Genomic DNA, 26215 nt, shown 5'->3' with positions numbered 1-26215 from the left:
TACGCGTAGGGGTCTGAGCGGCTCGCGCATGGTCCCGATGGAGCCTCCCCGCGACGCTTGAGTCATGACACGGAACACGGAGAACGTGAAGCGCGAGACAGTGTTGGTGACGAGCGGGACGGGAAAGACGGGCCGCCGGGTGGTGGAGCGGCTCGCCGCCCGCGGAGTGCCGGTACGGGCGGGCTCGCGAAGTGGCGAGGTCCGCTTCGACTGGGCGGACGAGGCGAGCTGGGCGCCCGCCCTGCGGGGTGTGGATGCCGCGTACGTCGCGTACTACCCCGATCTGGCGGCGCCCGGTGCCCCGGAGGCAATGGCGGCCTTCGGGCGGATCGCGGTGGAGAACGGGGTGCACCGGCTGGTGCTGCTCTCCGGGCGGGGCGAACCACAGGCGGTGGTGGCGGAGGAGAAGCTGCGGGGGGCGGCGGCCGGGGCCACGCTCACCGTCGTGCGGTCGGCGTTCTTCGCGCAGAACTTCAGCGAAGGCGCGCTGCTGGACGGGGTGTTCGGCGGTGAGGTGGTGTTCCCGGCCGGCTTGACCGCTGAGCCGTTCGTCGATGCCGACGACCTGGCGGATGTGGTGGTCGCCGCGCTCACCGAGGAGGGTCACGGGGGCCTGGTGCACGAACTGACCGGTCCTCGGCTGCTGACCTTCGACGAGGTGGCGTCGGAGCTCACGCGGGCCGTGGGGCGCGAGGTGCGGTACGTGCCGGTGACAGAGTCTCAGTACGCGTCGGCCCTTGAGGAGTTCGGCGTGCCGGGCGCCGAAGCGGGTTTCCTGGCCGAACTGTTCGCGATGCTGCTGGACGGTCACAACGCGAGCACGACGGACGGGGTGGAGCGCGTGCTGGGACGGGCCCCGAAGGACTTCGGTACATTCGCGCGGGAGGCCGCGGAGGACGGTGCCTGGACGGTGGCGTAAGGAGGTCATCTGCCGGACCCCGGCCGACGCGGGCGACCCGATGTGGCCTGCGCACCCCGATGACGCACGGGATACAAACGGCCGAACCCCCTGTCGGGCAGGTTCAGGCAGCCCGCCCGCAGTGGGTTGCCTGAACCTGCAGTCTGCCGCCCGCGCGGCCGGGAGCGTCACCGACTCGGGGTCCTGCGGTGCGGTCCCGGACGACCCCCGGCCCCGCGGGACTTCAGCCCCTGCGGCGGAATGCCAGCAGCCGGTACTCCGGCTCGGGGCGCGGCCGGTCCGGTTCGGGCAGCGCCAGGAGCGTCGCCGCCAGCTCGTCAGCCGCCGCCCCCGGCAACTCCAGACGTGAGACGAAGTAGCCGGAACGCACAGCATGCGCGGCACTGCGCGGTGTCCGCCCCTGCCCGTGTCCGAGGAATCGGTTCTCCCCCACCACATCGAGCCCGGCCTCCGCCCCGTATGCGACGACCAGTTCCTCGGGGTCGGACGGGCTGGGCCGCAGGTACGGGGCGAACAGCTCGTCGATGTCGCTGCCCACATCGTGTGCCGCGTCCTTGTCGACCGTGGTGACGAACACACCGCCGGACCGCAGCACCCGTGCCGCCTCGGACACCACCGCCCGCACGTCACCCGCCCCCCGCAGCAGATGCAGCAGCCAGACGGTGCCCACGGCGTCGACAGCGGCGGCAGGCAGCGGCAGCCGCCGTGCGTCGGCCAGCGCCACGGCGCCGATCCGCTGCCGTGCGAACCGTGCCATGCCGTACGAGGCATCGGTGCCCAGTACCCGCAGTGCGGGCCGGGCCAGCGCCATCCGCTCGGTGACCAGTCCCGTACCGCAGCCGATGTCCAGCAGCGTGCGGGCGGACTCCGGGACCAGCCCGAGCAGCGCGCGGGCCGCCGCCTCCGCCCGGGGCACACCACCGCGCGTCGCGTCGTATGCAGCCGCCTCAGCGTTGTAATCCAGCATGAGGACGACTGTAGGGCAACCGCCCCAAATCGCTGGACAGGGGTGTCATGCCGGTTCGCCCGGACCCAATAACGTGCGTTCAGGGAGCTGGAGTTACGCCGACCGCGGACCATACGTGCCATCGCCGACTCCGATACTTCACCGGGGCGGCCGCCGCGCTCGTCGGGTCGTCGCCGAGCCGGCGGACACGCGCCGGCTCGCCGCGCACCCCCGGTTCGGGGCGGCGTCCTGACCGGCGTGGCACCGCTCGGTCAGACGCGGCTCCCCGACGAGCGCGGCACCCTCGCTCCGTCACGCCGCGCCGTGCCCCGCGGCGATCGCCTCCACGCGCTCGGCAAGTTCCAGGTCGTTCTCGGTGACCACCCCGCCCGCGTCGTGCGTGTTCACCGACAGGGAGACGGTGTTGTAGCCGAGCGTCAGATCGGAGTGGTGGTTCAGCTCCTCCTGGATCTGCGCGACATGGATGGTGAGTCCGGCGGCGGCGAAGTGCGAGCGGAACCGGTATCTGCGGGTGATCCGGTCTCCCTCCAGGGCCCAGCCCGGCAGCTCACGCAGCCGGTCCTCGATCTCTTTCTGCGACAATGGTTCGGCGGGCATGGTGCGGCTCCCTCACGAGGTCGATGTCGATGGGCGGTGCCGGTGACGTTACGGTCTCCGTATGACAACTGTCGCGCTTGACACGGGGGTAGGGCCACTGCTGCGCAGCTGGCGGGAGCAGCGCCGCTTGAGCCAGCTGGAACTGGCGTTGCGCGCGGACTCCTCGGCCCGCCACATCTCCTTCATCGAGACGGGTCGTTCCCGCCCGAGCGAGGAAATGATCCTCCGGCTGGCCGAGCATCTCGATGTGCCGGTCAGGGAACGCAATGCCCTGCTGGTGGTGGCCGGTTATGCGCCCCGTTACGCGGAGACCGCGCTCGACGATCCCGCGATGGGCACACTGCGCGAGGGCATGGAGCAGCTGTTGCGGGGGTACGACCCGTATCCGGCGCTCGTCGTCGACGGGACGTACAACGTGCTGGCCGCCAATCGGGGTATGGCCATGATGCTGGAGGGGGTGGCCGAGCACCTGCTCGCACCTCCGCTCAATGCCATGCGGCTCAGCCTCCACCCGGAGGGCGTGGCTCCGCGGATCCGCAATCTCCGGGAATGGCGGGCCGACCTGCTGGCGCAGATGGAACGTCAGATCGCGCTGGCCCGTTCGGCGGAGCTGCGTGAGCTGTACGAGGAGGTCGCCGCCTATCCCCTGCCGAAGAGCGCCGACGGGCAGGACGAGCCGGCGGGACCGCCGTCGGCACTGTCGTTCGCGCTGCCGATGGTGATTGAGCACGACGGGCGGGTGCTCTCGTTCGTCTCCTCCATCGCGACGTTCAATACGCCGATGGATGTGACGGTGGCGGAATTGGCGATCGAGACGTTTCTGCCCGCCGACCAGGAGACCGCGGCGTATCTGAGGTCGCTTCCGTCCTGACGGCCCGCGCCCGGGCCGGCATCAGGATTGTGCCGTGACCGGGGTGCGGAACACAGGACCGCCGCGACGTGTGCCGCCCCCGCCCTGCTGGGCGGCGGCGGCACGCTGCGGGAGCCCGAAGCGGTTACACACGCGCCCCGTTGTCGAGCGGGTCCCGGCGTTTGGTCCCCGCGCTTGACGTGCGTCCGGGGGCCCGCTTGCGGGCGGGCGGCGGGGCCTTGCTGCTCTTCTCCAGGGTGAGTGCGACCGGTACGGCGGTCAGGACCGAGGAATACGTGCCGACGCAGATACCGATGAGCAGGGCGAGCGCGAAGTCCGCGAGGGAGTCGCCGCCCAGCACGGCTAGAGCGGCCAGGATGAAGAGGGCGCCCATGCCGGTGTTGACGGTTCTGGGAACGGTCTGCAGGACGGCGCGGTTGGCGATGGTCGCCACAGGTACTCGACGCGCCTTCGCCCACAGTTCGCGGACCCGGTCGAAGACGACCACCGAGTCGTTGACGGAGTAGCCGATGACGGTGAGGAGTGCGGCCAGGAAGACGCCGTCGACGGTGCGGCCGAGCCAGGCGAACGCGCCGATCAGAATGATGACGTCATGGACGAGCGCGGCAACCGATGCCACGGCGAACGTCCAGCGGAACCGGACCGCCAGATACCCGAGTTGCACGAGGATGGCGATGGTGAGCGCGATCAGCGCGTTGCGCCGGAGTTCGTCGCCGAGGCTGGGGCCGATGAGTTCGTCGCGGACCTTGGTGGTGTCGCCGCCCTCCTTGGCAAGGGCGGCACGCAGGGCCTGCTCCTCGTCGTTGCTGAGGTCCCCGGTACGTACGGAGAGGTCGCCCGCGCCGGCCGTGGTGACCTCGGCGTCGCCGAACCCCGCACCGGCCAGGACCGTGCGGGCGGTCTCGACATCGACGGGCCGGCTGGTGGAGTACTCGACGAGCCGGCCGCCGGTGAACTCCACGCCCAGGTTGACACCCCGTACGACGATGCCTACGACCGCGACGACGATCAGCGCCGTGGAGATCAGCAGCCAGCGGCGGGGTGACCGGAACAGCTGTGGATCACGGTGGGTCAGCCAGGTCCGTACACGGCCGGGGCGGGCGATGCCGTTGACGCCCCGGTAGTCGCTGACGAACCGGGAGTGGGACGCGATCTCGGTGAGGGCACGAGCGATGACGAGCGCCGAGAACATCGACGCGAGCACACCGATGGCGAGCGTGACTCCGAAGCCCTTGACCGATCCCGAGCCGAGGAAGAAGAGCAGACCGGCCGCGATCAGGGTGGTGACGTTGGAGTCGGCGACCGCGCTCCAGGCGCCACGGAATCCGGCGGTCATCGCGGTGCGCAGGGAGCGGCCGGGACGTTCCGCGTACTCCTCTCTGGCGCGTTCGAAGACCAGCACGTTCGCGTCGACCGCCATCCCGATGGCGAGGACGAATCCGGCGAGTCCGGGGAGGGTGAGGGTGACGCCGAGAGCGACCAGTGCGGCGTACGAGATGACTCCGTACGCGGCCAGGGCCACCGCGGCGAGGGCGCCGAAGAGCCGGTAGACGAACGTGATGAAGAGGGCGGTGGCGGCGGCGCCGATGAGGGCGGCCTGGGCGCTGGCGTCGATGGCGGCGGCGCCGAGCGTCGGACCGACGGTCCGCTGTTCGACGATCTCGACGGGAAGGGGCAGCGCGCCGCCCTTGATGAGCAGCGCGAGATTGCGGGCCTCGTCGGCGCCGAAGGAGCCGGTGATCTGTGTGGAGCCGGACGGAAGGCCGACGTTGCAGCCTACGGACGGGGCGACCTGGGGCGAGGAGATCACCTGGTCGTCGAGGACGATCGCGACCCTCCGCCGATCATCCTGAACGGGATGACAGGCGGCTTCGCCGGTCAGCCGGGTCCAGTCCCGGCCCGCGGCCTTGTGGAAGTCGAGGGCAACGGTCCAGCCGGCGCCCTGCTGGGCGTCGAAGGAGGCCCCGGCGTCCTTGACGCCCGCGCCGGTGAGCCGGGCCGGGCCGAGGGCGAGAGGGCGGCCCTCCTCGTCGGGCAGCGTCAGCCCGGCGGCCTTTCCCTTCTCCTGTTCCGTGCCGGGGCCCTGGACGGCGTGGAAGCTGAGCTGGGCGGTCTTGCCGATGACTTCGGCGGCCTTGCGCGGGTCCTGGACGTCGGGCAGTTCGACGATGATCCGGTCCTCTCCGGACCGCGTCAGGGTCGGTTCGGCGACGCCGAGCGAGTCGATGCGCTGGCGGAGCACCTCAAGGGTTCGGTCGGTGCTCTCCCGGTCCGCCTTCGTGGTGGCGGAGTCCTTGGCCTGCAGCACCATCCTGGTGCCGCCCTGAAGATCGAGGCCGAATCTGGGTGACATGGTCAGCGTGATGAGCACGGAGACGAGCAGCACGGCCGCAGCCAGAACCGCTCGCACCGTGGTGGCGCGAGTCATGGAAATCCTCCGAGAGGGACGCCGGCCGCACTCGCCTCGGCGAGGACTCGGCGTCAGGTCTGTCGAGCAGAACGGTGGCCGGGGAAACGGTCCGTCCTCGGAGGGCCGCGTACGCCGGGGAGCGCCACGCGGAGGGGATCGGCTGCGAAGGAGGGGGTGTCCGGGGCCCGTTGCCGAGCCGGCAGGGGTACGAGGATGCCGGGCGTCCCCGGCAGCAGGGCGCCGCCGGGGCCGGGCGGCGGCAGTTGGTGCTGGATGCGGATGTGGTCGGTGGCGACCCAGGGGTGAGGAACGGCCGGGAGAGCTGTGCGGTCGTGGCCTGCCGTGGCCCTGGGGGTCTGCCCGGTGTCGTGCGGGAGGCCGGGGCGGGCGGTCCGGTCGGTGTGCTGGGCTGACAGCGGAACGACGGCCGTGTGCGCGGCTGCGGGCGACGGACCGGACAGGGAGCGTGGCGGGGTTACAGCTCCGGTGGCCGCGACGGCCGCGGACGCGCCGCCGACGACGGCGAGCACGACGAGGAGGAACATGACCAGGGCCTGACGGGCCGCTGTCGCGTGCCCCAGGGCGTGTGTCGGGCTGTCCGGTCGCCCTCTCGCGGGTGTTTTCCCCGGGGGCAGCCCCGGGAAGGGGGTCACCTCGCCGGGCCGGGCAGGGCCGGTGCCGCGGCGTGCCGGAGCGCGGAGCTGAGGATCATCCCGGCGCCGCGGACCACCGTGGTGGCCGGGTCGTCGGCGAGCCGCACCGGAACCCCGAGACGGACCGCGATCCGGTTGGTGATGTCGGGGCGCAGGGCACCGCCTCCGGCGAGCAACGGTCCCTTGCGCAGGGCTCCGAGGACCGCGCCGTGCCGGTCCTGCTGCCACATCTCCATGATCATGTCCAGTGCGGTGCGGACGACGTCGGTGGGCGGCTCGGCGGGTCCGAGGTCGCTGAGTCCGGTCTCGGCCTCGCGGGCGTCCCGGACCATTCCGTCGACCAGCAGGGTGACCTCGGTCAGCTCGGCGCCGATGTCGACGACGAGCAGCGGGCCGCCGTCCTGCGGCCCTCCGTATGCGGCGGCGGCCCGAGCACTGTTCAGCACGATGACGCTCGTCGGCCCGAGTGCGGCGAGGAGCTCCCGCGCCTCGGCGCGGTGTTCGGGCCCGGCGAGGACCGGGTGGCTGAGGACGATCAGGGTCTCGCTGCGGTCGGCGCCCAGTGCCGTGTCGGCGATGCGGCTGAGTATCCGGCCGCAGGACTCGGGGTCGACGATGCGCCCGCGCCGGACCGGACGGCCGTGGCCGCGCCCACCCTCGGGACGGTCGCTGGACTCGGCGTCGGTAACGATGCCGAGTCCGGGGACCCAGGCGCGCGTGCGGGAACTGCCGAGGTCGAGGGCGAGTCCGCGGGTGACACCGCGGTATCCGTTGCGGACGGACCGGCCGTGTCGCAGTCCGTCGTGCGGAGAATGCATCGTCCCTCATTCCCCGGCCTGCAGCAGCCGTTCACACACTCGTCGGCTCGCCGATAGCGAGGCATGACCGAGCCCTCACTATGCAATAAGAAGGCAAAGAAAGCCACTCTCAGGCAAAATCCAAGGGCTCGGCGCGCCCGCCCGTCCGCCCTCGCGGACGGGCGCCCGCGGGTGAGCCCCTCACACCTCCGACGGCAGGAACCCGGCGATCAGTTCGGCGAACTCCTCCGGCGCGGCGATCCGCACACCGAGGTCCTCCGCCTTGGTGCGCTTGGACCCGGCCTTCTCGCCGGCGACGAGCAGCGTGGTGCGCTTGGAGACGCTGGACGAGGACCTCCCGCCGGCCCGCTCGATCAGCTCGTTCATCTGGTTCCGGGAGAGCTTCTCCAGCGCCCCGGTCATGGCCCCGGTGACGACCACGGTCATTCCGTCCAGTGGCCGTTCGGCCGCCGTCCCACCGTCCGCGATGGCGGCAGCCGCGTCCGTGCGCTCCTCGCCCGGCTCCGGCGGCGGCGTCGCGCCGGGCTCCACCATGGTGACTCCGGCGGCGACCAGCTTCTCGATCAGCGGGGCGAGCTCGACCAGTTCCGCGACCACCCCGGCGGCCTTCTCCTTGCCGATGCCGTCGACCTGCTGGAGCGTGTCGACGTCAGCGGCGCGGATCCGGTCCATGCTGGCGAAGTAGCGGGCGATACGCCGCGACATCGAACGCCCCGTGCCCCGTACGCCCAAGGCGCAGAAGACCCGGGAGAGCGGGCGGGTACGCGCCGTCTCGATGGCGGCCAGGAGGTTGTCGGTGCTCGTCTCGCCCATCCGCTCCAGGCCGAGCAGTTGCTCGCGTTCGAGGGTGAAGAGATCGGCGAAGTCGGTGACCAGACCGGCATCGACGAGCTGGACGACGCGGGTCGCGCCGAGGCCCTCGATGTCCAGCTGGTCGCGGCCCGCCGCATACGAGATGGAGGCGACGAGGCGGCAGTCGCGGCCCCGGACACAGCGCCAGCGCTGCTCGCTCGTGTCGATCTCGGAACCGCACTGCGGACATGTCTCGGGGAAGACGACGGGCTGCTCGTCGCCGGTCCGCAGATGGGCGACCGGCGCCTCGATGCGGGGGATGATGTCGCCGGCCTTGTAGACCATCACCCGGTCACCCAGGCGCAGATCGCGGCGGGTGATGTCGGCGGGGTTGTGAAGCGTGGCGTAGCTCACCGTCGACCCGTCGATCTCGACGGGTTCCAGCACCGCGCGCGGGGCGATGATGCCGGTCCTGCCGACGTTCCACTCGACGCCGAGGAGCCGGGTGACCTTCTCGACGGCCGGGAGCTTGTACGCGATGGCCCAGCGCGGCGCCCGGGTGCCCGAACCGGCCTCGCGCTGGTCGGCCGCGAGATCGGCCTTGATCACGATGCCGTCGATACCGAACGGCAACGAGGCGCGCAGCGCGGCGATTTCCTCGACCCGGACCTGGACCTCCTCCACCGTGGTGACGGTGCGCGGCGCCACGTCCGTGTCGGCCGCGGTGTGCACGCCGAGCCCGGCGACGTACCTGAGGACTTCGCTGTGCGGGAGTCCGGCCAGCGTGTCGGTCAGCTCGCCGGACTCGGGCAGCGGCAGGGCGCCGTACGCGAAGAACGTCATCTCGACCGTGTAGGGGCGGTCCTTGGCACGGAGGGTTCCCGCCGCACCGTTCCTCGGGTTGGCGAAGGGGGCGCCGCCGTGCTCGGTGCGGGCCGTGTTGGCCTGTTCGAACTGCTCGTTCGTCATCAGGATCTCGCCGCGGACCTCTATCGTCACCGGCTCTCCGAGCTGCTCCGGGAGCCCGACGACGGTGCCGGCTGCATGCGACACGTCCTCGCCCGCCGTGCCGTCGCCCCGGGTGATCAGGCGCTCCAGGCGGCCCGACCGGTAGCGGGCTGCGACCGCGAGCCCGTCGAGCTTGGGCTCCACGCTCCACGCGGCGACCGGTCTGCCGATCCGGCGCTCCAGGGACGCCGTCCAGGTGGCGAACTGCTCGGCGGAGAACACGTTGTCCAGGGAGAGCATGGGCACCGTGTGCGGTACGTCCCCGCCCGCGGCGCCGCCGGCCACCTTGCCGGTCGGCGAGGCGGCCAGCACGTCCTGCGGGTGCTCCTCCTCATACGCGGCGATCCCGCGCACCAGCCGGTCGTACGCGTCGTCGTCGAGTGTGCTCTCGCCTGCGGCGTAGTACGCGGCGGCGGCCGCCGACGCTTCTTCGACCGCGGCGGCGTAGGAGGCGGCATCGGCGAGCACAACAGCTGAGTTCGTCATGGGAACCATCCTGCCGTCCACCACTGACAATGCCCCTCAGCCGGCCTCCGCCGCCGTCCCGTCCGCCCTGCCGGAATCATCGGCGTCGTCCGAGGTCAGCGGTATCTGCGGTCCGGAACACTCCCGCAGCCAGCGCCGCAGCACCTCGTGCACCTGCTCGGCCCCCACCAGCTCCGCACCGTCCGCACCCGGCCCCGCCGATATGCGGGAGGTCACCGGCTCCGACATGGTGCGCGGGTGGAGCAGGAACGGCCGGGACTGCTCCCCTCCCAGCCCGCCGTGGGAGCCGATCTGTTCCTCGAAGGCGTGCACACAGCCCGTGGTGGGGTCGTACATCGAGTTGACCATCACATCGGCGACATGCGGGAAGGTGTCGGTGCGCCGCACCGCGTCCGCCGCGCCCGGGCCGAACGGCTCCAGCAGGCCTTCCCCGTCCGCCAGTTCCGACACCGGTGTCTGTGCGCCGCCACGCCCCAGTACCACCGATCCGTGCAGCTCGCTGCGGACCAGCAGGAAGCCGATGCCGGGGTGGTTGGCGAGGGTCCTCAGCAGCGCGGGATGGCGGCGGTCGAGCTGTTCGCGGGTCGCGCGCCCGTCGATGTCGGGGAAGGAGATCAGGCCGAGGTTGCCGGAGGCGAGGACGACCGGGTCGGACGGGGTCGCGGGGAGTTCCGCCCCGCCTTCCTCGACGGGCCGGTGCAGGGCGATCCGTACCGCGTCCCGCGCCTCCGAGCCGCTCTTCGTACGCTGCGCCCGCCGGGGCACGGGCAGCCCGCAGCCCGCACGCACGAGGTCCTTGAGCGTCAGCCCGTACGCCCCGGCGAAGGTCTCCCCCGGGCTCTGTCCGTGGTCGGAGAGCAACACGATCCGGTAGCAGCGAGGGGTGTGTTCGGCGACCTTGACGATCAGAGCGAGGGAACGGTCCAGGCGCGCGAGGACCTTGTCCGCGTCGCGGCTGTGGGGCCCGGAGTGGTGCGCCACTTCGTCGTACGCGACGAGGTCGGCGTAGACGGCGGTGCGTCCGGCGAACATGTCCCCGATGAGCGCCGCGACCACCACGTCACGCTCGACGACGGTCGCGAAGGCACGGATGAAGGGGTAGAGCCCGCCGCGCTTGATCCGGGGTGCGTCCTTCCGGATCCGCGCCCGGGTCGACTGGCCGATCTCCCGGCCGACCTCGGCGACGAACGACAGGGCGGTACGGACGGCATTGGCCGGGTCGGAGAAATACGCGAAGTAACCGGCCCGGGAGCGGCGCCCCTTGCCACGCCGGGCAGCCATCGACAGGACGAGGGCGAGCTGGTCGGCGCCGCCGCTGAAGAGGTTTCCGCGGCTGGCGCCGTCGAGGGTGAGCAGCCCGCCGTCACGGGTACGCACGATGGCGCGGCGCTGCAGTTCGAGGGCGCTCGCGGGTCTGCTGGAGACCATGACGTCGCCAGTCTCCTTCTCGTACCAGCGGAAGGCGGGGATGTCGAAGTTGCTGCCGTGCAGGATGCCCAGCTGGCTGGCGCCGGTCTGGCTGGACCAGTCGGTGCGCCACGGGGTGAGGCGGTGGCCCGACCCGTCGGCGAGCCAGTGCGCGACGGTCGGCATCAGACCGCCCGCGGCGGCCCGCGCGAGGACGTCGTGGCCGACGCCGTCGAGCTGGATGAAGACCGTGCCCGGCGGTCCGCTGCGGCCGCCGTCCCCGCCGCTGCGACGGCGGCGCCGGTCGGCGAGGCGGGACAGCCTGCGGCGGTAGGCGTTGTCGTCACGGACGGCGAGTGCGGTGGAGGTAGCGGAGGCGACGGCGGACATCACGGCGGCGACGACGACCGCGGTCTCCGGGTTGACTGCGCCGCGCCCGTCCGGGACGAGCCGCAGGGCGACGAGCAGCAGCGAGCCGTTGAGAAAGAAGACCAGCATCCCGAGGACGAAGGCGGGCACGATGAGCAGCGCCCGCACGACGACCGGCCAGACCAGCGCGGAGAGCAGACCGAACGCGCCGGCGCCCCAGGCAGCGGTGAACGCGATCTTGGTGAAGCTGTCGCCGTTGTCCGACTGGAGCTGGAAGTCGGGCAGAATCCCCGCGAGTATCAGCATGGTGAGGGTCGAGACGCCCCACACCACCAACACTCGCATCAGGGCGCTGCCGGCCGTACGCCATCGCCCGTCACTCACGCCGTTCCCACCTCACACGTCCGGGCCCTGCCGTTCCCGACCCGACCCCAGCCTTTCACAGCAGGTTCGCACGGCGCGGAGCCCGGGGCGGCCGACGGTCAGCAGCCGTCGTATCCGGCGGTCGGCATGGAGAGCCTGCGGTGCACGCTCGCCTTCGTGCGGGAGCTGTACGACGGCTCGTCGAAACCGGCGAACTCCAGCCGTACGCCTCGCCGCTGGCACTCCGCCGCGAACTCCGGCACCGAGGTGAGCGCCCGGGCGAGCACCCGGTCGTTGGGCGTCACGAAGAGTTCGACGTCGCCGTCGTCGACATCCGCCCACAGAGCGTGGTGGTCGGGGCGCAGTCCGTAGAACCGCAACTGCCGCGTGACGACATAGCCCTTGTCCGCGGCCCAGCGGGCGCACATGGCGTGCTGGCTGCGCGTGTCCACGAGGAACGGGTCGCTGTCGAGCTCCTCCAGCGGCGTGAGACTGGCGATGGCCGCCACCCGTACGTCCTCCATGGGTGTTCCCCCCGTGCTAGGCGTACGGGCGACCCTACCTCTCCGACTCCCGTACAAAAAGGCGTATGTCAGGCCGGGAGGAGTACGTGCCGGCACGCACATGCGCCCCCGGCGCCGGGGTGGGACCCGGGGCGGGGGCGCATGGAGGGGCAGGTGTCAGAGCGAGGTCATGACGTGCTTGATGCGCGTGTAGTCCTCGAAGCCGTACGCCGAGAGGTCCTTGCCGTAGCCCGACTGCTTGTAGCCGCCGTGCGGCATCTCGGCGACGAGCGCCATGTGCGTGTTGATCCAGACGCAGCCGAAGTCGAGGTTCTTCGACATCCGCATCGCCCGTGCGTGGTCCTTGGTCCACACCGAGGAGGCGAGGGCGTAGTCGACGCCGTTCGCGTACTCCACGGCCTGGGCCTCGTCCGTGAACGACTGGACGGTCATGACGGGTCCGAAGACCTCGTTCTGGACGATCTCGTCCTCCTGCCGCAGACCGGAGACGACGGTCGGGGCGTAGAAGTAGCCCTTGTCGCCGACGCGGTGGCCGCCCGCCTCGACCCTGGCGTGGGCGGGGAGGCGCTCGATGAAGCCGCTGACCTGGGCGAGCTGACCCGCGTTGTTGAGCGGACCGTAGAGCACGTCCTCGTCGTCCGGCTGCCCGGTCCTGGTGTCGGCCGCGGCCTTGGCGAGGGCGGTGACGAACGCGTCGTGGACGGACTCCTGGACCAGGACGCGGGTCGCGGCGGTGCAGTCCTGGCCGGCGTTGAAGAAGCCGCCGACGATCAGGTCCTCGACCGCCTTCTCCAGGTCGGCGTCCTCGAAGACGACGGCCGGGGCCTTGCCACCGAGCTCCAGGTGGACGCGCTTGACGTCCTTGGCGGCGCTCTGCGCGACCTGGATGCCGGCCCGGACCGAACCGGTGATGGACGCCATCGCCGGGGTGGGGTGCTCGACCATCATCCGGCCGGTCTCACGGTCGCCGCAGATCACGTTGAAGATGCCGCGGGGCAGCTCCAGCTCCTCCAGGACGCCGCCGATGATCTCGGCGATGAGCACGGTGGAGGCCGGGGTGGTGTCCGAGGGCTTGAGGACCACGGCATTGCCCGCGGCGAGCGCGGGCGCGAACTTCCAGACCGCCATGAGGAGCGGGTAGTTCCAGGGTGCTACCTGGGCGCAGACGCCGACCGGCTCGCGGCGGATCATGGAGGTCATCCCCTCCATGTACTCGCCGGCCGAGCGGCCTTCGAGCATCCGCGCCGCACCCGCGAAGAAGCGGACCTGGTCGATGGCAGGGGCCAGTTCCTCGCTGCGGGTGAGGTGGAGCGGCTTGCCGGTGTCACGGCTCTCGGCGGTGACGAGTTCGTCGGCGCGCGCCTCCATCGCGTCGGCGATCTTCAGCAGGGCCAGCTGGCGCACGGACGGGGTGGTGTCGCGCCAGACGGGGAACGCGGCGGCGGCGGCCGCCATCGCGGCGTCGACGTCCGCGGCACCGGAGAGAGGGGAGGTGGCGTAGACCTCGCCGGTGCTGGGGTCCACGACATCGAGCGTGCGGCCGTCCGAGGCGTCCGCGAAGGCGCCGTCGATGTAGTTGCGGAACGTGATGCTCATGGAACCGGTCTTTCTCGTGGTCGGGTGGCGGTACGGGTGGTGCTCGTGGTCACCCGGTGGTGCGGGCGGACGTTCGGCGCGGGGGTGCCGTCAGCCGGTGGTGCGGGCGGACAGGTGCTCGTGGACGGCGGGCCAGCTGCCGTCCTCGGCACGCGCGAAGATGATCGTCTCCCGCTCGTGGACAGTCTCCTCGCCGGCCCGGGTGGCGATCCTGGTCTCGACGTCGTGGCTGAAGACGGCGGTGGAGCCAAGGTGCTGGATCAGCTGTCCGGTGGAGGTGCAGGCCAGGATCCGGAAGTCGTCCTCGGCCACCCACTGCTGCCACAGCGCTCGGTACTCGGCCGTGGAGGCGAGCCGCTGCGGGGTGGAGTGGAAGACGAAGGTGGCGTCCGGCGCGAAGGCACCGAAGTAGTCGTCGAGGCGTCCCTCGGCGAAGGCGGCGACGAGCGCGTCGGCGGCGGCCTGGATCTCCTGGACGGGGGTGTTCTCGGTCGTGCTCATGGGTGGCTCCTGGTGACGGGCGGGGTGAGCGCTCAGTGAGCGGCGGCGGGTTCGGCGGCGAGGGGCTCCTCCGTACCGCCGGTAATCGGCGGTACCTCGGTGTCCGACGCCCGGACGATCCGGGGTCCGTCCGGCCCGTACACCCCGCGCGGCTCCGGGAACACGGTGAGCAGGGTGAGGTAGAGCACGGCCGCCAGGGCGAGGCCGACCGGCAGGGAGATGTCCACGCCGTTCGCGAGGTTGCCGAGCGGGCCGACGAACTGTCCGGGCAAGTTGGTGAAGAGGAGCGCCACGACGGCCGAGATGACCCAGGTGGACATGCCGCGCCAGTTCCAGCCGTGGTTGAACCAGTAGCGTCCACCGGTCTGGCGGCGGTTGAAGACCTGGAGGGCGTCCGCGTCGTACCAGCCGCGCCGGGTGAAGTAGCCGAGAGCCATGACGATCATCCACGGGGCCGTGCAGGTGATGATCAGAGTGGCGAAGGTGGAGATGGACTGCGCGAGGTTGAGCGCGAACCGGCCGACGAAGATGAAGGCGATCGACAGGGCCCCGATGAAGAACGTCGACTGGACCCGGCTGAAGCGCGTGAACACGCTGGAGACGTCGAGCCCGGTGCCGTACAGCGCGGTCGTGCCGGTGGAGAGGCCACCGATCAGGGCGATCAGGCAGAGCGGCAGGAAGTACCAGCCGGGCGAGATGGCGAGCAGTCCGCCGACGTAGTTGGGGGCAGCCGGGTCGACGTATTTCGCGGCCTTGGCGGCGATGATCGAGGCGGTGGCCAGGCCGAAGAGGAACGGCAGCAGGGTGGCGACCTGGGCGAGGAACGCGGCGCCCATGACCCGGCGGCGCGGCGTAGCGGTCGGGATGTAGCGGGACCAGTCGCCGAGGAAGGCGCCGAACGAGACCGGGTTGGACAGGACGATCAGCGCGGAGCCGATGAAGGCCGGCCAGAAGAGCGGATCGGCGGTCGAGGCGAAGGCTCCCGCGTACCCCGGGTCGAAGTCTCCGGCGAAGGCGAAGGCGCCGAGGACGAAGAGCGCCGAGGCCGCGATGACCGCGATCTTGTTGACCAGCAGCATGAACCGGAAGCCGTAGACACAGACGACGAGCACCAGTCCGGCGAAGATCGCGTAGGCGACGCCGTAGCTCACGTCGGACTCGGGGAGGCCGGCGAGCCGGTGGGCTCCGCCGACAAGTGCGTCACCGGAGGACCACACGGAGATCGAGAAGAACGCGACCGCAGTGAGCAGCGAGAGGAAGGAGCCGACGATCCTGCCGTGCACGCCCAGGTGGGCGGAGGAGGAAACGGCGTTGTTGGTGCCGTTGGTCGGGCCGAACAACGCCATCGGGGCGAGCAGCAGCGCGCCGACGAGCAGCCCCAGCACGGTCGCCGCCAGTCCCTGCCAGAAGGAGAGCCCGAAGAGGATCGGGAACGCACCGAGCACACAGGTGGCAAAGGTGTTCGCGCCGCCGAAGGCGAGCCGGAAGAGGTCGAGCGGGCGGGCGGTGCGGTCCGCTTCGGGTATCCGCTCGACCCCGTTGGTCTCGACTTCGGTGATCGAGGAAGTCACGGACGCTTCACCTGCTGTTCATGCGCGGGGAGTGGTCCCTCAGTCTGTGGTCCCGAACCGCGAGCAGCAATTGTGAAAATCACAAAGGGTTAGCCTGTTGTCTGTGGCCAGCGACAAACTCACCGTTGAGGATCTTCTCTCCTACCCCGCACTCCAGCTCACTGTGAAGGCGGGCAGCAGCGGTCTGGGCCGCTCGGTCTCCTGGGCGCACGCGAGCGAACTGGCCGATCCGACACCCTGGTTGCTCGGCGCCGAGGTCATCATGACGACGGGCCTGGCGGTCCCCAGGACCGCCGCCGGACAGCGCGCGTATCTGGAGCGGCTGGACGACGCCGGGGTTTCCGCGCTGGCCCTCTCGGCGCAGCTGCACATGCCCCCGCTGCACGACGCGTTCTTCCGGGCGGCCGAGGAGCGGGGCTTCCCGGTCCTCGAGGTCCCGCTCGCCGTCCCCTTCATCGCGGTGGCCCAGGAGGTCGCCGCATCGGTCCAGGAGGATGCCCGGCACCGGCTCGGCGCCCAGCTGCAGGTCTTCGGTTCGCTGCGCTGGCTGGTCGCCGAGGACCTCGACACGCCCACGCTGCTGCGCCGCCTCGAACGCCTCTCGGGATACGACGTGTACCTCTGCACGCCGCAGGGGCGCCCCCTCCTGCCGGGCGTACCGGCGCCCGATCCGGGCGTCCTGCCCGACTCGGTCGACGCCCCGCCGACCGTCCCCGGTGGATTCGTGCTGCCCGTGCCGGCGCCCGCCGGTCCGGCCGGGTTCCTTGTCGCGTACGAACGGGAGGGCGCCCAGCCCGCCGGGCTCGCCGTCGTGCAGCACATCGCCACGGTGGCGGCGCTGCGGGTCGCGATGGTGCGCAACGAGCGCGAGACGCTGCGCCGTGAGGGCGCGGAGACGCTCGCCGAGCTCCTGCAGGAGGTCCTCGACCCGGAAGCGGCACGGCGCAGGCTCGCCCGGCATGCGATCGAGGGCGACACCGTGCTGCTCGTGGTCCGGCAGACCACGGACGAGGCGCTGCTGCGCTGCCTCCAGGACCATCCGCATCTGCTGCTCACCCGGGGCGAGGACCGCTATGTCCTCGGGGCGCCGCAGCTGGCCGTGGAGATCGGCGGGCTGCCGGGCGTGGCGGCCGGGATGAGTCGCCCGTTCCTCCCGGGTGCTGCGCTGCGGGTCGCGCAGCGCGAGGCGCTCTGGGCGGTCTCGAAGGCCGTCGAGTCGGGCCGCCCGGTGATCCGTTACGGGGACGATTCCATGGGTCGCTGGCTGCCCGACGACCCGGCGGTCCTGACGGCGCTGGTCGAGCACGTCCTCGGTGAGGTTCTGCGCTACGACGAGGCGCACGATTCGCAGCTGCTGGTCTCCGCCCGCACCTGGATGGAGCGCGACCGCCGCACGGATGCGGCGGCGGCCGCGCTCCACATCCATCCGAACACCCTGACGTACCGGCTGCGGCGATTCGGTGCGCTGGCCGATCGCGATCTGGCGTCTACGGGGGCGCTGGCGGAGGTCTGGCTGGCGATCCAGGCAGCGGGGGCGCTGGGCCTGACGGACTGAGAGGAGCTCACACAATGGGCGCCCGGCTCGCGCTCCCTTGTGTGAGCTCCTCCGAGGTCGCCTCTTCGGTTCAGCGGCCGGACGCATCCGCCCCCACCCGCTCCGGCACTACGCTCAAGGGACCGGAACAGCGAGCCACGACGGACGGGAGACAGACGGTGCCGGTGGAAGTCACCTGGTGGGGTCATGCCACCTGCACCATCGAGGACTCCGGAGTCCGCGTCCTGACCGACCCCCTCTTCGTACGCCGCTTCGCGCATCTGCGCCGTCGCCGGGGTGCGCTGCCGGGCCCCGAGGCCACCGTCGCGGATGTCGTACTCGTCTCCCATCTGCACTCCGACCACCTGCATCTGCCGTCGCTGGCCCGTCTCGCCCCCGGCACCCGGCTGATTGTGCCCGTGGGCGCCGTCCGTTCCGTACCGGGGCTGCGGATGCTGCGCAGCGCGCGCGGGCTGCGGATCACCGAGGTGGCGGCGGGGGACGAGGTGCGCGTCGGTGAGCTTCTGGTACGGGCCGTCCCCGCACAGCACGACGGCCGGCGGCTCCCGGTGGGCCCGCACCGCTCCCCCGCCCTGGGCTATGTCGTCGAGGGCGAGGCCCGCACCTACTTCGCCGGGGACACCGGGCTGTTCGACGAAATGGCGGAGGCGGTCGGCCCGGTGGATGTGGCGCTGCTGCCGGTCGGTGGCTGGGGCCCGTATCTCGGCCGCACTCACCTGGACGCGGGCCGGGCCGCGCAGGCGCTGGCCCGGCTGGCGCCGCGCTCGGCCGTGCCGGTGCACTACGGCACGTACTGGCCGATCGGAATGGACGGGGTCCGGCCGCACGAGTTCCACTCACCGGGTGACGAGTTCGTCCGGAAGGCGGCGCTGCTGGCGCCGGACGTGGCGGTGCACCGGCTGACTCACGGCGAGCATGTGCGGCCGGAGGCCGCCAGGTGATCCCGGAGGTCGTGGGGCAGCTGCCCACTGAGTCGACGCAGCAGGCCGTCGGCTATCCGTCCCTGTTCCTGCTGGTGGCGCTGGGTGCACTGGTGCCGGTGGTGCCGACGGGAGCGCTGGTGAGTTCGGCGGCCGTGGTGGCGTTCCACCAGGCGGATCCGTTCGCGCTGCTGGTGGTGTTCGTAGTGGCGTCGGCTGCGGCGTTCCTCGGGGACATCTGTCTGTACTGGCTGGGGCAGCGCGGGGTGCGGTCGAGGAACGGCTCGAAGTGGCTGCGGGCGATCAGGGACCGGGCGGCGCCGGAGCAGCTTGCGCAGGCGCAGCAGAAGCTGGACGAGCACGGCGCGGTGGTGCTGGTGCTGTCACGGCTGGTGCCGGCCGGGCGAATTCCAGTGATGCTGGCGTGTCTGCTGGGGCGCATGCCGCTGCGGAGGTTCGCGCGTGGGGACATACCGGCCTGTCTGGCCTGGGCGGCGACATATCAGCTGATCGGCATTCTGGGCGGTTCGCTGTTCCCGAAGCCGTGGCAGGGCGTGGTCGCGGCGGTCGGTCTGACGCTGCTGATCAGTGCTTCTCCCGCAGTGTGGCGCAGGATGCGGGCCCGATTCAGCCACTGATGCCCCGGGGCGCCCAGGGGGTGTGCGGGGTGCGGTGGTTCTGCGGGGTACGGGGTGTCTGCGGGGCATGGGTCCCGTCCAGCAGGCGGGAGCCACCGATCGGCAGGTCCCACAGGTGTTCGCGCGGATGTCCGGCGCGCTGCCAGGCGGTACGGAGCCGGGCGAGCGGCTCGAGTACGGGCTCCGCGGAGAGCAGGAACGTCGCCCAGTGCATCGGCGCCATCGCGCGGGCGCCGAGATCCTCGTACGCCTGCACGGCCTCTTCCGGGTCGGTGTGCACATCGCCGAGCCACCAGCGCGGTTCGTAGGCCCCGATCGGCAGCAGGGCCAGATCGATCCCGGGGTGGCGGCGGCCGATCTCCGTGAACCAGTGCCCGTAGCCGCTGTCCCCGGCGAAGTAGACCCGCGGCCCGTCCACGCCGTCGAAGGCGTGGACGACCCAGCCGCCCCACAGGGAGCGGCAGGTGTCGGTGAGGGTCCGCTTGGACCAGTGGTGGGAGGGCACGAAGTCGAAGCGGACGCCGCGCAGAACCGCCGACTCCCACCAGTCGAGCTCGGTGACGCAGGAGAAGCCGCGGCGACGGCACCACCGGCCGAGCCCGGCGGGGACGAACAGCGGAGTGTCGCGCGGCAGCCTGCGCAGGGTGGGGGCGTCGAGATGGTCGTAGTGGTTGTGGCTGATGACGACCGCGTCGACGGGCGGCAGGTCCTCCCAGCGGACACCGACGGGCGTGATCCTGGCGGGTGTGCCGAGGATGCGGCGGGACCAGACGGGGTCGGTGAGTATGGTCAGCCCGCCGGTGCGGATGATCCAGCTGGCATGCCCTGCCCAGGTGACGCAGGTCGTGCCCGCATCGGTGGCGGGCAGCGGCTCGGGGGCGTACGGCAGCCGGTGGATGCCTCGCAGCCCCTCCGCGTTGGGCCGCACGGCGCGCTCACGGGCCAGCCTGGACATGCCCCTGACGCCCGGGAGCGGGGAGGTGAGCCGGTCGGCGAAGCCGGCGGGCCAGACCCGCACCTCACCGAGGGGGCGCGGCGGGACTATCTCGCCGCGGAGGGCCGCAGGCGCGGCCCCTGCATCGGAGCGCCCGGTCTGTTCCGTCATCGAAGTACTCCCGTCCCGGAAGGCGTCGTCGGTACGTCAGCGCTCACGTATGCCAGTGCGTCGTCGGCACATCGGCGCGCATGTCATCGAAGTTCGGTTCGTCATCGGAGTTCGTCGAGGGCTGTTCCGAAAATGCTCAGCGCTCGGGCGACATGCGGCAATTTCAGGGGCTCCACCGCAGTGAGGGACTCCATCTGTTGCTCCGGGGTTGTTCCGAGCAGCGGTCCGGTGCCCAGCCGCACCCGCAGCGCGCCCAGTTCGTCCCCGAAGCGGTGGCCGCCGGGGGTAGGCGCGCCGAGGCGTTCGGTGAGGTACTCCTCCAGTTCCAGCGAGTCCGTGACGCCGCGGGTGGCCAGCCGGGCCCGGAGCGGCCCCAGGTCGGCGTAGAGATGGCGGCCCGCCTGCGGGGGCCGGGCCAGCGCGCCCGCGGCGAGCACCGCCCGGTGGGCCGCGGCGGCGACCTGCGCCTGCAGCGCGGCGGCCCGGCGGACCCGGGCTGTGACAGCCTCCGGTTCGCCCAGCGCGTGGGCGGCCGCGGCGGCGACCGGGCCCGCGACGAGGGCGCCCAGGGCGGTGAGGATGTCGAGGGTACGGGCGTGCCGCGCCGCCGCCCGTTCGGTGTCCGGGAATCTGGCGACCGCGACCGGCCAGGCGGACGGGGTCAGCGCCCCGGCCAGATCGCAGACGACGGTGACGTCGTCGGGGCACATCTCGGCCGGGCTGAGCAGGACCGTGTCGTGGGGGCGGTGGAGGGTGTCGCGCCAGGTCTCGTCGCTGACGATGTGCATCCCCTCGGCGACGGCTGCCTCGCACGCCTCACGGACGAGTTCCGGTGGGGCGACGGTGGCGGTCGGGTCGTCGACGACGGAGATCAGCAGCAGCCGGGGCCGGCCGCCTTCGGCACGCACCCTTCGTACGGTCTCCAGCAGTGCGTACGGGTCGGGCACGCCGCCGCACTCGGCCGGGGTCGGCACATGATAGGCGGGCCGGCCGAGCAATCGGGCCTGCGGGATCCAGGTGGCGGGACAGGGGCGCGGCATGAGGACATCGCCTCCGTGCGCGGCAATCAGGGCGAGCAGCAGCGGCGAGGCGCCGGGGGCGGCGGCGACGCACTCCGGTCCGCCGCGCAGCCCGCGCCGGGTCCAGTAGGCGGCGGCCGCCTCGCGCAGGGGTTTGCTGCCACCGGTCGGTTCGGGCTCGCTGCGCCCGGCTGCCGCGGCGACCACACCGGCCAGCTCGGGCAGCACGGGCAGCCCCGGATCGGGGGCGGGCGGCCCGTAGCGTACGGGCCCCCGATCCTCCCGAGGGGTCCACGGGGCACGCGCGGCATCCCCTCCCGGCCCGGCCCGCTCGGTCCGCTCCCGCGCCATCCCGGGTCTCCTTCACTGCCGCTCCGTCACCCTGTCCGGCTCCGGCTCGCCCTGCCTTGTGCCGTCTCGCCCCCAGGGCCCTTTATACGGAGGTTTGAGCGACACCGCCCGCCCGGCGGCGTCGCCGGTGCGCCGCCCCGATGGCACGGCCGGACCGTCCGAGCAGGGGTTCGACCTCGGCGGGGAACCGAACCCGGCCCCGGCCCGACACCCTGCCGATACGCCGATGGGACCCGTTCACGGCCTCGTCGTCAGACCCGCCGGCCGAGGAGTGCGAGCAGCCGGGTCTGCGGGTCGGCGTCCTTCCCGGTCGTGACGGCCGGGGCGAACAGACCGGTCTGCGAAAGCCCCTTCGCATACGGTCCGACCTCGCGCCGCGTGAACGCGACCAGGTCTTCCGGCAGCCGCTCGTCGGCACCGATCGCCCGGGCCAGGTCCCAGGAGTGCACCACCGCGTCGCTCACCATCTGCGCACAGTACGCGTCGGCGGCGGTGTCCCCGTACGACAGGTTCACGGTCCGCCTGAACACGCCCGGTGCAGCGAACGCCTCGCGCGCCCCTGCCGCCGCACGGTCCCAGGCGGCAACGGGGTCGTCGCCCAGCACATCGCCGTCGTAGGCGTCACCGACTTCGGCGACCGTACGCCCTTCCGTGACCAGCGGCGGGACCCACAGCTGCTCGGACGTGAGATGGGCGACCAGATCACGGACGGACCATGCGGTGCACGGCGTCGGCGCGGACCACTGGTCGTCGCTCACGGCGTGCACCCGGTCCGTGAAGAGCTGGAGCGCCTCGGAGTGGCGGTCGAGCAGGTCGCGGTCCGAATTGGAGTGAGATGACATGGAACCACTGTCTCCGTCCGGAGAGCCGCGCGCGAGCGCGCCTGCTGCTTCGACCCGGCCGAAAGGGGTACCCGCACTCCCATGTCGCCGCCGCGCACGATGTGCCGCACGCGGTGTTCCCCGGCGGGACTCTCAACCATGTCGCCCGTGACCTGGCCATCGGTTCATGCGGCGGTACGGCGTCGCCAGGCAGGGATCACCGGCCTGACCCCGGGAGCCCCTTACGCATACGACGGCGAAGTTGCGCACAGCAAGGCGAAGTTGCGCACAGCAAGGGGGAGTTGATGAATGACAAGCCGCCGGTCAGGAACTGACCGCCTACTGCCCGATGCGCGCTGGAATGCCTTCTCCTCGATTGCCTCAATCTTGTTGAAGTCTGCGTGAACCTTCGCCCCTGGTTCCAGATATCAAGACACCAATCTCACCATCCGACATTCCGGCGTACGGTTGGCGCATCGCTCAGCGCTTCGCACCACGCTCCGGGAGAGGACGCACAGCCATGCCGAAGGAGACCGCCGTCTACACCCACGGCCACCACGAATCCGTTCTGCGCTCGCACCGCTGGCGCACTGCCGCCAACTCGGCGGCCTATCTGATCGGCGAACTCCGGCCCGGTATGGCGGTGCTGGACGTCGGCTGCGGTCCCGGCACGATCACCGCGGATCTGGCGGCACTGGTCGCCCCCGGCAGGGTGACCGCGGTCGACATCACCCGCGAGATCCTGGACCAGGCCGCCGAGGTCGCCGGCGAACGCGGCCTGGAAAACGTCGAGTTCACCACCGCCGACGTGCACTCCCTGGACTTCCCCGACGACTCCTTCGATGTGGTGCACGCCCACCAGGTGCTGCAGCACGTGGGCGACCCGGTCCAGGCACTGCGCGAGATGAGGCGGGTCTGCCGTCCCGGCGGCATCGTCGCGGCCCGCGACAGCGACTACGCGGCGATGACCTGGTACCCGGACATGCCCGCCATGGACGCGTGGCAGGAGCTGTACGGACGAGTCGCCCGCGCCAACGGCGGCGAGCCGGACGCGGGCCGGCGACTGCTCTCCTGGGCCCGGCAGGTCGGCTTCACCGACATCACCCCGTCAGCCGCCACCTGGTGTTACGCCACGCCGGAGAACCGCGCCTGGTGGAGCGGCCTGTGGGCGGACCGCACGGTCGGCTCGGTGTACGCGAAGCTGGCCGTGGACGGCGGCCACGCGACCGCCGAACAGCTGACCGACATCGCGGCGGCCTGGCGCACCTGGGGCGAGCAGGACGACGCATGGTTCATGGTCCCGCACGGCGAGGTAATCTGCCGCGCCTGACACCGGCTGGGGCGTGTTTCGAAAGTCCCGCCTGCCAGGCGGCGTGGAGCGGCAACCAGGGATCACACGCAGGACCGCGGTTCCGGGGCGCTGTGGTGCTCTCGCTCCGCGGGGCCTGCGCCGGCATTACCCCACTGGGGGGGCTGGAAGGCCTTCTCGCCGTGTCCCTTTCTCCTCATGACCGGTGATCATGTTGCGGCTTGTGGCCCACTGATCCCGTTGTCCTCGTGAGCCTCGCCGCACCGGGTCAACGCGACGAGCAGGAAAGGGGACGGCATGCACCTGACTCCGCACGAGCGGGAACGGCTGCTGGTCCATGTGGCGGCGGACGTCGCCCGGAGGCGCCGTGAGCGCGGGCTGCTTCTGAACTATCCCGAGGTCATGGCGCTGTTGACGGCGCACGTGTACGAGGAGGCGCGGGCCGGCGCCACTGTCGACTCCGTCATGGAGTCGGGGCGGCACGTCCTCAAGCGCAGCGAAGTCATGGACGGCGTTCCGGAGATGATCCACAACGTCCAGGTGGAGGCGAATCGCCGGCCGCGTCGGCTCCGTGGAGCAGGGCAAGCTCGCGGACCTGGTGCTGTGGGAGCCCAAGTTCTTCGGCGTGAAGCCGCACATGATCATCAAGGGCGGCCAGATCGCGTACGCGCAGATCGGCGACGCCAACGCGTCGATCCCCACGCCGCAGCCGTTCCTGCCGCGTCCGGTGTGGGGCTCGTGCGGCAGCTCCCCGAGGGCAAACTCCGTCAACTTCGTCCCCGAGCTTGCCCTCGGCAGCGAACTGGGCGAGTTGGGCCTGCTCAAGCCGCCGGCCCGGATCGACAGCACCCGTGACGTGACAAAGGCCGACATGAAGCTCAACAGCGGGCTCCCGGAGATCGAGATCGACCCCGACACCTTCGACGTCACCATCGGCGGCGCCCGCACCACCGACGTGCGGACCAAGGTGGACGGCCAAACAGTGAGCCGGACCTACGCGACGGAACTGCCCATGACACAGCGGTACTTCCTGTTCTGATCCCGCCCGGCGTCCGCATCGACGAGGCGGTGCGGACGGCGCCGGCCGGAACCCCCGGGGTCCGGCCGGCGCCCCTGCCGGTGCTGTCCCGAACCCGAACCCCCCTCTCCGTTCTCGAAAGGCGGACCACGTTCCCATGGGCCGTGCAACCCTGCTCGTCCTGGCCGACGGCCGTTTCCCCGCCGGGGGACACGCCCACTCCGGCGGCGTGGAGGCCGCGGTGGCCTCCGGCGGCGTACACGATGCCGCAAGCCTGGAGGCGTTCTGCAGGGGGCGGCTGCACACCGCCGGGTTGACCGCCGCCGGACTCGCGGCCGCCGCGGCCACTGGCTGTGACGCCCTGCTCCTGGACGAGGCAGCCGACGCCCGGACGCCCATGCCCGCTCTGCGTAAAGTCGCCCGACGGCTCGGCCGACAGATGCTCCGCGCAGCCCGCGCCACCTGGACCTCGGCCGACCTGGACCGGCTCGCCCGCGCCCGGCCGCAGGGCGTGCACCAGCCCGTCGTCCTCGGAGCCACCGCCCGTGCGGCCGGGCTGAGCCCGCTGGACGCCGCACAAGCAGCCGCCTACGAGAGCATCGGCGGCCCCGCGACCGCCGCCGTACGGCTGCTCGGCCTCGACCCCTTCGACGCGACCGCACTGCTGGCGCGACTGGCTCCCGAACTCGACGACGTGGCCGACGCCGCCGCGGCCGCGGGAAACAGGGTCGCCGAGGCGGGCGTCGAAGCCCTCCCGGCTGCTTCCGCGCCACTGCTGGACCTCACCGGCGAACAGCACGCCACCTGGACCGTCCGCCTCTTCGCCTCCTGAACCGCCCTTTCATCCCCCTGGAGTTGACGTGCACCTCGACCAGCCCGTGATCATGCCGCACCGCCACACCCACAGCGCCGAGCCGCTGCGGCCCGACGGCAGCCGCCGCGCGCTGCGCATCGGCCTCGGCGGCCCCGTCGGCTCCGGCAAGACCGCGACCGTGGCCGCACTGTGCCGGGTCCTGCGGGACCAGCTGTCCATCGCTGTGGTCACCAACGACATCTACACCCGCGAGGACGCCGAGTTCCTGCGCCGCGAAGCCGTGCTCCCGCCCGAGCGGATTGCCGCTGTCGAGACCGGCGCCTGCCCGCACACCGCGATCCGCGACGACATCTCCGCCAACCTCGTCGCTGAGGTCCGGTGCGATGCAGGGCGTCCACACCGGCAGGTGGAATCGATCACATGGGCCCGAACCGCCAACTACCCTGTTCCACATGGAAATCCTGGGAACCACGCTGCGTATCTGCGTCGATGACCTGGAGGCCGCGGTCGCCTTCTACGAGGACCTCACGGCCAGTTCGGCGCTGCGCTTCGAGCGCGGCGGGGTCTCGGTCGCCGCGATCAGCTGCTTTCTCCTGATGAGCGGCCCCGAGTCGGAGCTTGAGATCCTGCGCAAGGTGACAGCGACGATCGCGGTGAAGAATGTCGACGACGCCCATCAGGCCCTCGTCCGGGTCGGCGCCCGGATCGTCGCGGGCCCGGTGCCGACTCCGGTCGGCCGGAACCTGATCGCCGTCCATCCGGACGGCTCGGTCTTCGAGTACGTCGACCGGAACCTGCCCGTCTGACCCGGCG

The 26215-nt window shown here is 71.6% G+C and carries 22 protein-coding genes and 3 pseudogenes; 11 read left to right on the top strand and 14 right to left on the bottom strand.

The features are described 5' to 3' along the window. Positions 1 to 64: 64 nt before the first annotated feature. Positions 65 to 919: an NmrA family transcriptional regulator gene (locus ACNPQM_RS25670; RefSeq protein ID WP_418085878.1), complete on the top strand. Its 855-nt coding sequence runs from the start codon at positions 65 to 67 to the stop codon at positions 917 to 919. A 223-nt stretch (positions 920 to 1142) separates the two neighbouring features. Here ACNPQM_RS25670 and ACNPQM_RS25665 read toward each other — a convergent pair whose 3' ends face one another. Both ACNPQM_RS25665 and ACNPQM_RS25660 read right to left on the bottom strand, forming a co-directional pair. Next, positions 1143 to 1886 (bottom strand): class I SAM-dependent methyltransferase, encoded by a 744-nt coding sequence (locus ACNPQM_RS25665; RefSeq protein ID WP_358858557.1) that lies wholly within the window; start codon positions 1884 to 1886, stop codon positions 1143 to 1145. Between the two features lie 291 nt (positions 1887 to 2177). Beyond that, entirely contained in the window at positions 2178 to 2483 is a 306-nt protein-coding gene (locus tag ACNPQM_RS25660) for a 4a-hydroxytetrahydrobiopterin dehydratase (protein ID WP_358858558.1), read from the bottom strand. A gap of 61 nt (positions 2484 to 2544) precedes the next feature. Between ACNPQM_RS25660 and ACNPQM_RS25655 the strand changes: the two genes are divergently transcribed. Then, complete coding sequence (locus ACNPQM_RS25655) at positions 2545 to 3354, top strand: helix-turn-helix domain-containing protein (RefSeq protein ID WP_418085877.1); 810 nt, start codon at positions 2545 to 2547, stop codon at positions 3352 to 3354. 124 nt (positions 3355 to 3478) lie between these two features. Here ACNPQM_RS25655 and secD read toward each other — a convergent pair whose 3' ends face one another. From secD to ACNPQM_RS25610, 9 genes are all read right to left on the bottom strand, one after another. Continuing rightward, positions 3479 to 5782 (bottom strand): protein translocase subunit SecD, encoded by a 2304-nt coding sequence (gene secD, locus ACNPQM_RS25650; protein WP_418085876.1) that lies wholly within the window; start codon positions 5780 to 5782, stop codon positions 3479 to 3481. A 53-nt stretch (positions 5783 to 5835) separates the two neighbouring features. Then, a complete protein-coding gene (locus tag ACNPQM_RS25645) occupies positions 5836 to 6309 on the bottom strand; it encodes a hypothetical protein (protein WP_418085875.1) in 474 nt (157 codons plus the stop codon). 104 nt (positions 6310 to 6413) lie between these two features. Further along, positions 6414 to 7235 (bottom strand): rod shape-determining protein, encoded by an 822-nt coding sequence (locus tag ACNPQM_RS25640; protein WP_358858562.1) that lies wholly within the window; start codon positions 7233 to 7235, stop codon positions 6414 to 6416. A gap of 180 nt (positions 7236 to 7415) precedes the next feature. Beyond that, positions 7416 to 9530 carry an NAD-dependent DNA ligase LigA gene (gene ligA / locus ACNPQM_RS25635; protein WP_418085874.1) on the bottom strand — a complete coding sequence of 705 codons (2115 nt, stop codon included), beginning with the start codon at positions 9528 to 9530 and terminating at the stop codon, positions 7416 to 7418. Between the two features lie 27 nt (positions 9531 to 9557). Beyond that, on the bottom strand, positions 9558 to 11681 hold the full coding sequence (locus tag ACNPQM_RS25630; RefSeq protein ID WP_418085873.1) for an alkaline phosphatase family protein: 2124 nt from the start codon (positions 11679 to 11681) through the stop codon (positions 9558 to 9560). Between the two features lie 98 nt (positions 11682 to 11779). After that, a complete protein-coding gene (locus ACNPQM_RS25625) occupies positions 11780 to 12184 on the bottom strand; it encodes a hypothetical protein (protein WP_358858565.1) in 405 nt (134 codons plus the stop codon). A gap of 156 nt (positions 12185 to 12340) precedes the next feature. After that, positions 12341 to 13780 (bottom strand): gamma-aminobutyraldehyde dehydrogenase, encoded by a 1440-nt coding sequence (locus ACNPQM_RS25620; RefSeq protein ID WP_418085872.1) that lies wholly within the window; start codon positions 13778 to 13780, stop codon positions 12341 to 12343. A 90-nt stretch (positions 13781 to 13870) separates the two neighbouring features. Continuing rightward, positions 13871 to 14281: a YybH family protein gene (locus tag ACNPQM_RS25615; RefSeq protein WP_418085871.1), complete on the bottom strand. Its 411-nt coding sequence runs from the start codon at positions 14279 to 14281 to the stop codon at positions 13871 to 13873. Positions 14282 to 14313: 32 nt separating this feature from the next. Next, the gene (locus ACNPQM_RS25610) at positions 14314 to 15852 is read right to left on the bottom strand and encodes a purine-cytosine permease family protein (protein ID WP_418085870.1); all 1539 of its coding nucleotides are present in this window, start codon (positions 15850 to 15852) and stop codon (positions 14314 to 14316) included. Positions 15853 to 15955: 103 nt separating this feature from the next. Between ACNPQM_RS25610 and ACNPQM_RS25605 the strand changes: the two genes are divergently transcribed. The 3 genes from ACNPQM_RS25605 (at position 15956) to ACNPQM_RS25595 (ending at position 18965) form a co-directional block, all read left to right on the top strand. Further along, positions 15956 to 17407, top strand: a complete 1452-nt coding sequence (locus tag ACNPQM_RS25605) for a PucR family transcriptional regulator (protein WP_358858568.1) — start codon at positions 15956 to 15958, stop codon at positions 17405 to 17407. A gap of 158 nt (positions 17408 to 17565) precedes the next feature. Then, positions 17566 to 18348 carry an MBL fold metallo-hydrolase gene (locus ACNPQM_RS25600; RefSeq protein WP_418085869.1) on the top strand — a complete coding sequence of 261 codons (783 nt, stop codon included), beginning with the start codon at positions 17566 to 17568 and terminating at the stop codon, positions 18346 to 18348. Beyond that, positions 18345 to 18965 (top strand): DedA family protein, encoded by a 621-nt coding sequence (locus ACNPQM_RS25595; protein ID WP_358858570.1) that lies wholly within the window; start codon positions 18345 to 18347, stop codon positions 18963 to 18965. Before ACNPQM_RS25600 ends, ACNPQM_RS25595 begins: the two co-directional genes overlap by 4 nt. Here ACNPQM_RS25595 and ACNPQM_RS25590 read toward each other — a convergent pair. From ACNPQM_RS25590 to ACNPQM_RS25580, 3 genes are all read right to left on the bottom strand, one after another. Next, positions 18955 to 20070: an MBL fold metallo-hydrolase gene (locus ACNPQM_RS25590; protein WP_418085868.1), complete on the bottom strand. Its 1116-nt coding sequence runs from the start codon at positions 20068 to 20070 to the stop codon at positions 18955 to 18957. The genes ACNPQM_RS25595 and ACNPQM_RS25590 overlap by 11 nt on opposite strands. A gap of 101 nt (positions 20071 to 20171) precedes the next feature. Continuing rightward, the gene (locus ACNPQM_RS25585) at positions 20172 to 21440 is read right to left on the bottom strand and encodes an aminotransferase class I/II-fold pyridoxal phosphate-dependent enzyme (RefSeq protein WP_418085867.1); all 1269 of its coding nucleotides are present in this window, start codon (positions 21438 to 21440) and stop codon (positions 20172 to 20174) included. A 251-nt stretch (positions 21441 to 21691) separates the two neighbouring features. Next, on the bottom strand, positions 21692 to 22282 hold the full coding sequence (locus ACNPQM_RS25580) for a TIGR03086 family metal-binding protein (protein ID WP_418085866.1): 591 nt from the start codon (positions 22280 to 22282) through the stop codon (positions 21692 to 21694). A gap of 499 nt (positions 22283 to 22781) precedes the next feature. On the opposite strand from ACNPQM_RS25580, the gene ACNPQM_RS25575 reads away from it, so the two are divergent. The 6 genes and pseudogenes from ACNPQM_RS25575 to ACNPQM_RS25550 all read left to right on the top strand — a co-directional run bounded on the left by ACNPQM_RS25575 (position 22782) and on the right by ACNPQM_RS25550 (position 26208). Next, complete coding sequence (locus tag ACNPQM_RS25575) at positions 22782 to 23591, top strand: class I SAM-dependent methyltransferase (RefSeq protein WP_418085865.1); 810 nt, start codon at positions 22782 to 22784, stop codon at positions 23589 to 23591. A 276-nt stretch (positions 23592 to 23867) separates the two neighbouring features. Then, a pseudogene (gene ureA, locus ACNPQM_RS25570) lies at positions 23868 to 24119 on the top strand (urease subunit gamma); the annotation flags it as partial. 1 nt (position 24120) lies between these two features. Continuing rightward, positions 24121 to 24609 (top strand): annotated as a pseudogene (locus ACNPQM_RS25565) (urease subunit alpha); the annotation flags it as partial. A gap of 136 nt (positions 24610 to 24745) precedes the next feature. Continuing rightward, positions 24746 to 25420 (top strand): urease accessory protein UreF, encoded by a 675-nt coding sequence (locus tag ACNPQM_RS25560; RefSeq protein WP_418085864.1) that lies wholly within the window; start codon positions 24746 to 24748, stop codon positions 25418 to 25420. A 28-nt stretch (positions 25421 to 25448) separates the two neighbouring features. Next, positions 25449 to 25772 (top strand): annotated as a pseudogene (locus tag ACNPQM_RS25555) (GTP-binding protein); the annotation flags it as partial. A gap of 82 nt (positions 25773 to 25854) precedes the next feature. Continuing rightward, entirely contained in the window at positions 25855 to 26208 is a 354-nt protein-coding gene (locus ACNPQM_RS25550; protein ID WP_418085863.1) for a VOC family protein, read from the top strand. The last annotated feature ends 7 nt before the right edge of the window (positions 26209 to 26215 follow it).

The organism is Streptomyces sp. NPDC056231 (assembly GCF_048270745.1).
Classification (GTDB): domain Bacteria; phylum Actinomycetota; class Actinomycetes; order Streptomycetales; family Streptomycetaceae; genus Streptomyces.
Note: the sequence above shows the minus strand (reverse complement) of the source record. Positions and strands in the feature narration are given on the sequence as shown.

Bases quoted from the DNA above. Each gene is read 5' to 3' on its own strand.
- ACNPQM_RS25640 (WP_358858562.1), bottom strand. From the start codon at position 7,235: ATGCATTCTCCGCACGACGGACTGCGACACGGCCGGTCCGTCCGCAAC.
- ACNPQM_RS25550 (WP_418085863.1), top strand. From the start codon at position 25,855: ATGGAAATCCTGGGAACCACGCTGCGTATCTGCGTCGATGACCTGGAG.
- ACNPQM_RS25585 (WP_418085867.1), bottom strand. From the start codon at position 21,440: ATGGCGCGGGAGCGGACCGAGCGGGCCGGGCCGGGAGGGGATGCCGCG.
- ACNPQM_RS25575 (WP_418085865.1), top strand. From the start codon at position 22,782: ATGCCGAAGGAGACCGCCGTCTACACCCACGGCCACCACGAATCCGTT.
- ACNPQM_RS25645 (WP_418085875.1), bottom strand. From the start codon at position 6,309: ATGTTCCTCCTCGTCGTGCTCGCCGTCGTCGGCGGCGCGTCCGCGGCC.
- secD (WP_418085876.1), bottom strand. From the start codon at position 5,782: ATGACTCGCGCCACCACGGTGCGAGCGGTTCTGGCTGCGGCCGTGCTG.
- ACNPQM_RS25615 (WP_418085871.1), bottom strand. From the start codon at position 14,281: ATGAGCACGACCGAGAACACCCCCGTCCAGGAGATCCAGGCCGCCGCC.
- ACNPQM_RS25625 (WP_358858565.1), bottom strand. From the start codon at position 12,184: ATGGAGGACGTACGGGTGGCGGCCATCGCCAGTCTCACGCCGCTGGAG.
- ACNPQM_RS25665 (WP_358858557.1), bottom strand. From the start codon at position 1,886: ATGCTGGATTACAACGCTGAGGCGGCTGCATACGACGCGACGCGCGGT.
- ligA (WP_418085874.1), bottom strand. From the start codon at position 9,530: ATGGTTCCCATGACGAACTCAGCTGTTGTGCTCGCCGATGCCGCCTCC.
- ACNPQM_RS25560 (WP_418085864.1), top strand. From the start codon at position 24,746: ATGGGCCGTGCAACCCTGCTCGTCCTGGCCGACGGCCGTTTCCCCGCC.
- ACNPQM_RS25660 (WP_358858558.1), bottom strand. From the start codon at position 2,483: ATGCCCGCCGAACCATTGTCGCAGAAAGAGATCGAGGACCGGCTGCGT.
- ACNPQM_RS25620 (WP_418085872.1), bottom strand. From the start codon at position 13,780: ATGAGCATCACGTTCCGCAACTACATCGACGGCGCCTTCGCGGACGCC.
- ACNPQM_RS25655 (WP_418085877.1), top strand. From the start codon at position 2,545: ATGACAACTGTCGCGCTTGACACGGGGGTAGGGCCACTGCTGCGCAGC.
- ACNPQM_RS25590 (WP_418085868.1), bottom strand. From the start codon at position 20,070: ATGACGGAACAGACCGGGCGCTCCGATGCAGGGGCCGCGCCTGCGGCC.
- ACNPQM_RS25670 (WP_418085878.1), top strand. From the start codon at position 65: ATGACACGGAACACGGAGAACGTGAAGCGCGAGACAGTGTTGGTGACG.
- ACNPQM_RS25580 (WP_418085866.1), bottom strand. From the start codon at position 22,282: ATGTCATCTCACTCCAATTCGGACCGCGACCTGCTCGACCGCCACTCC.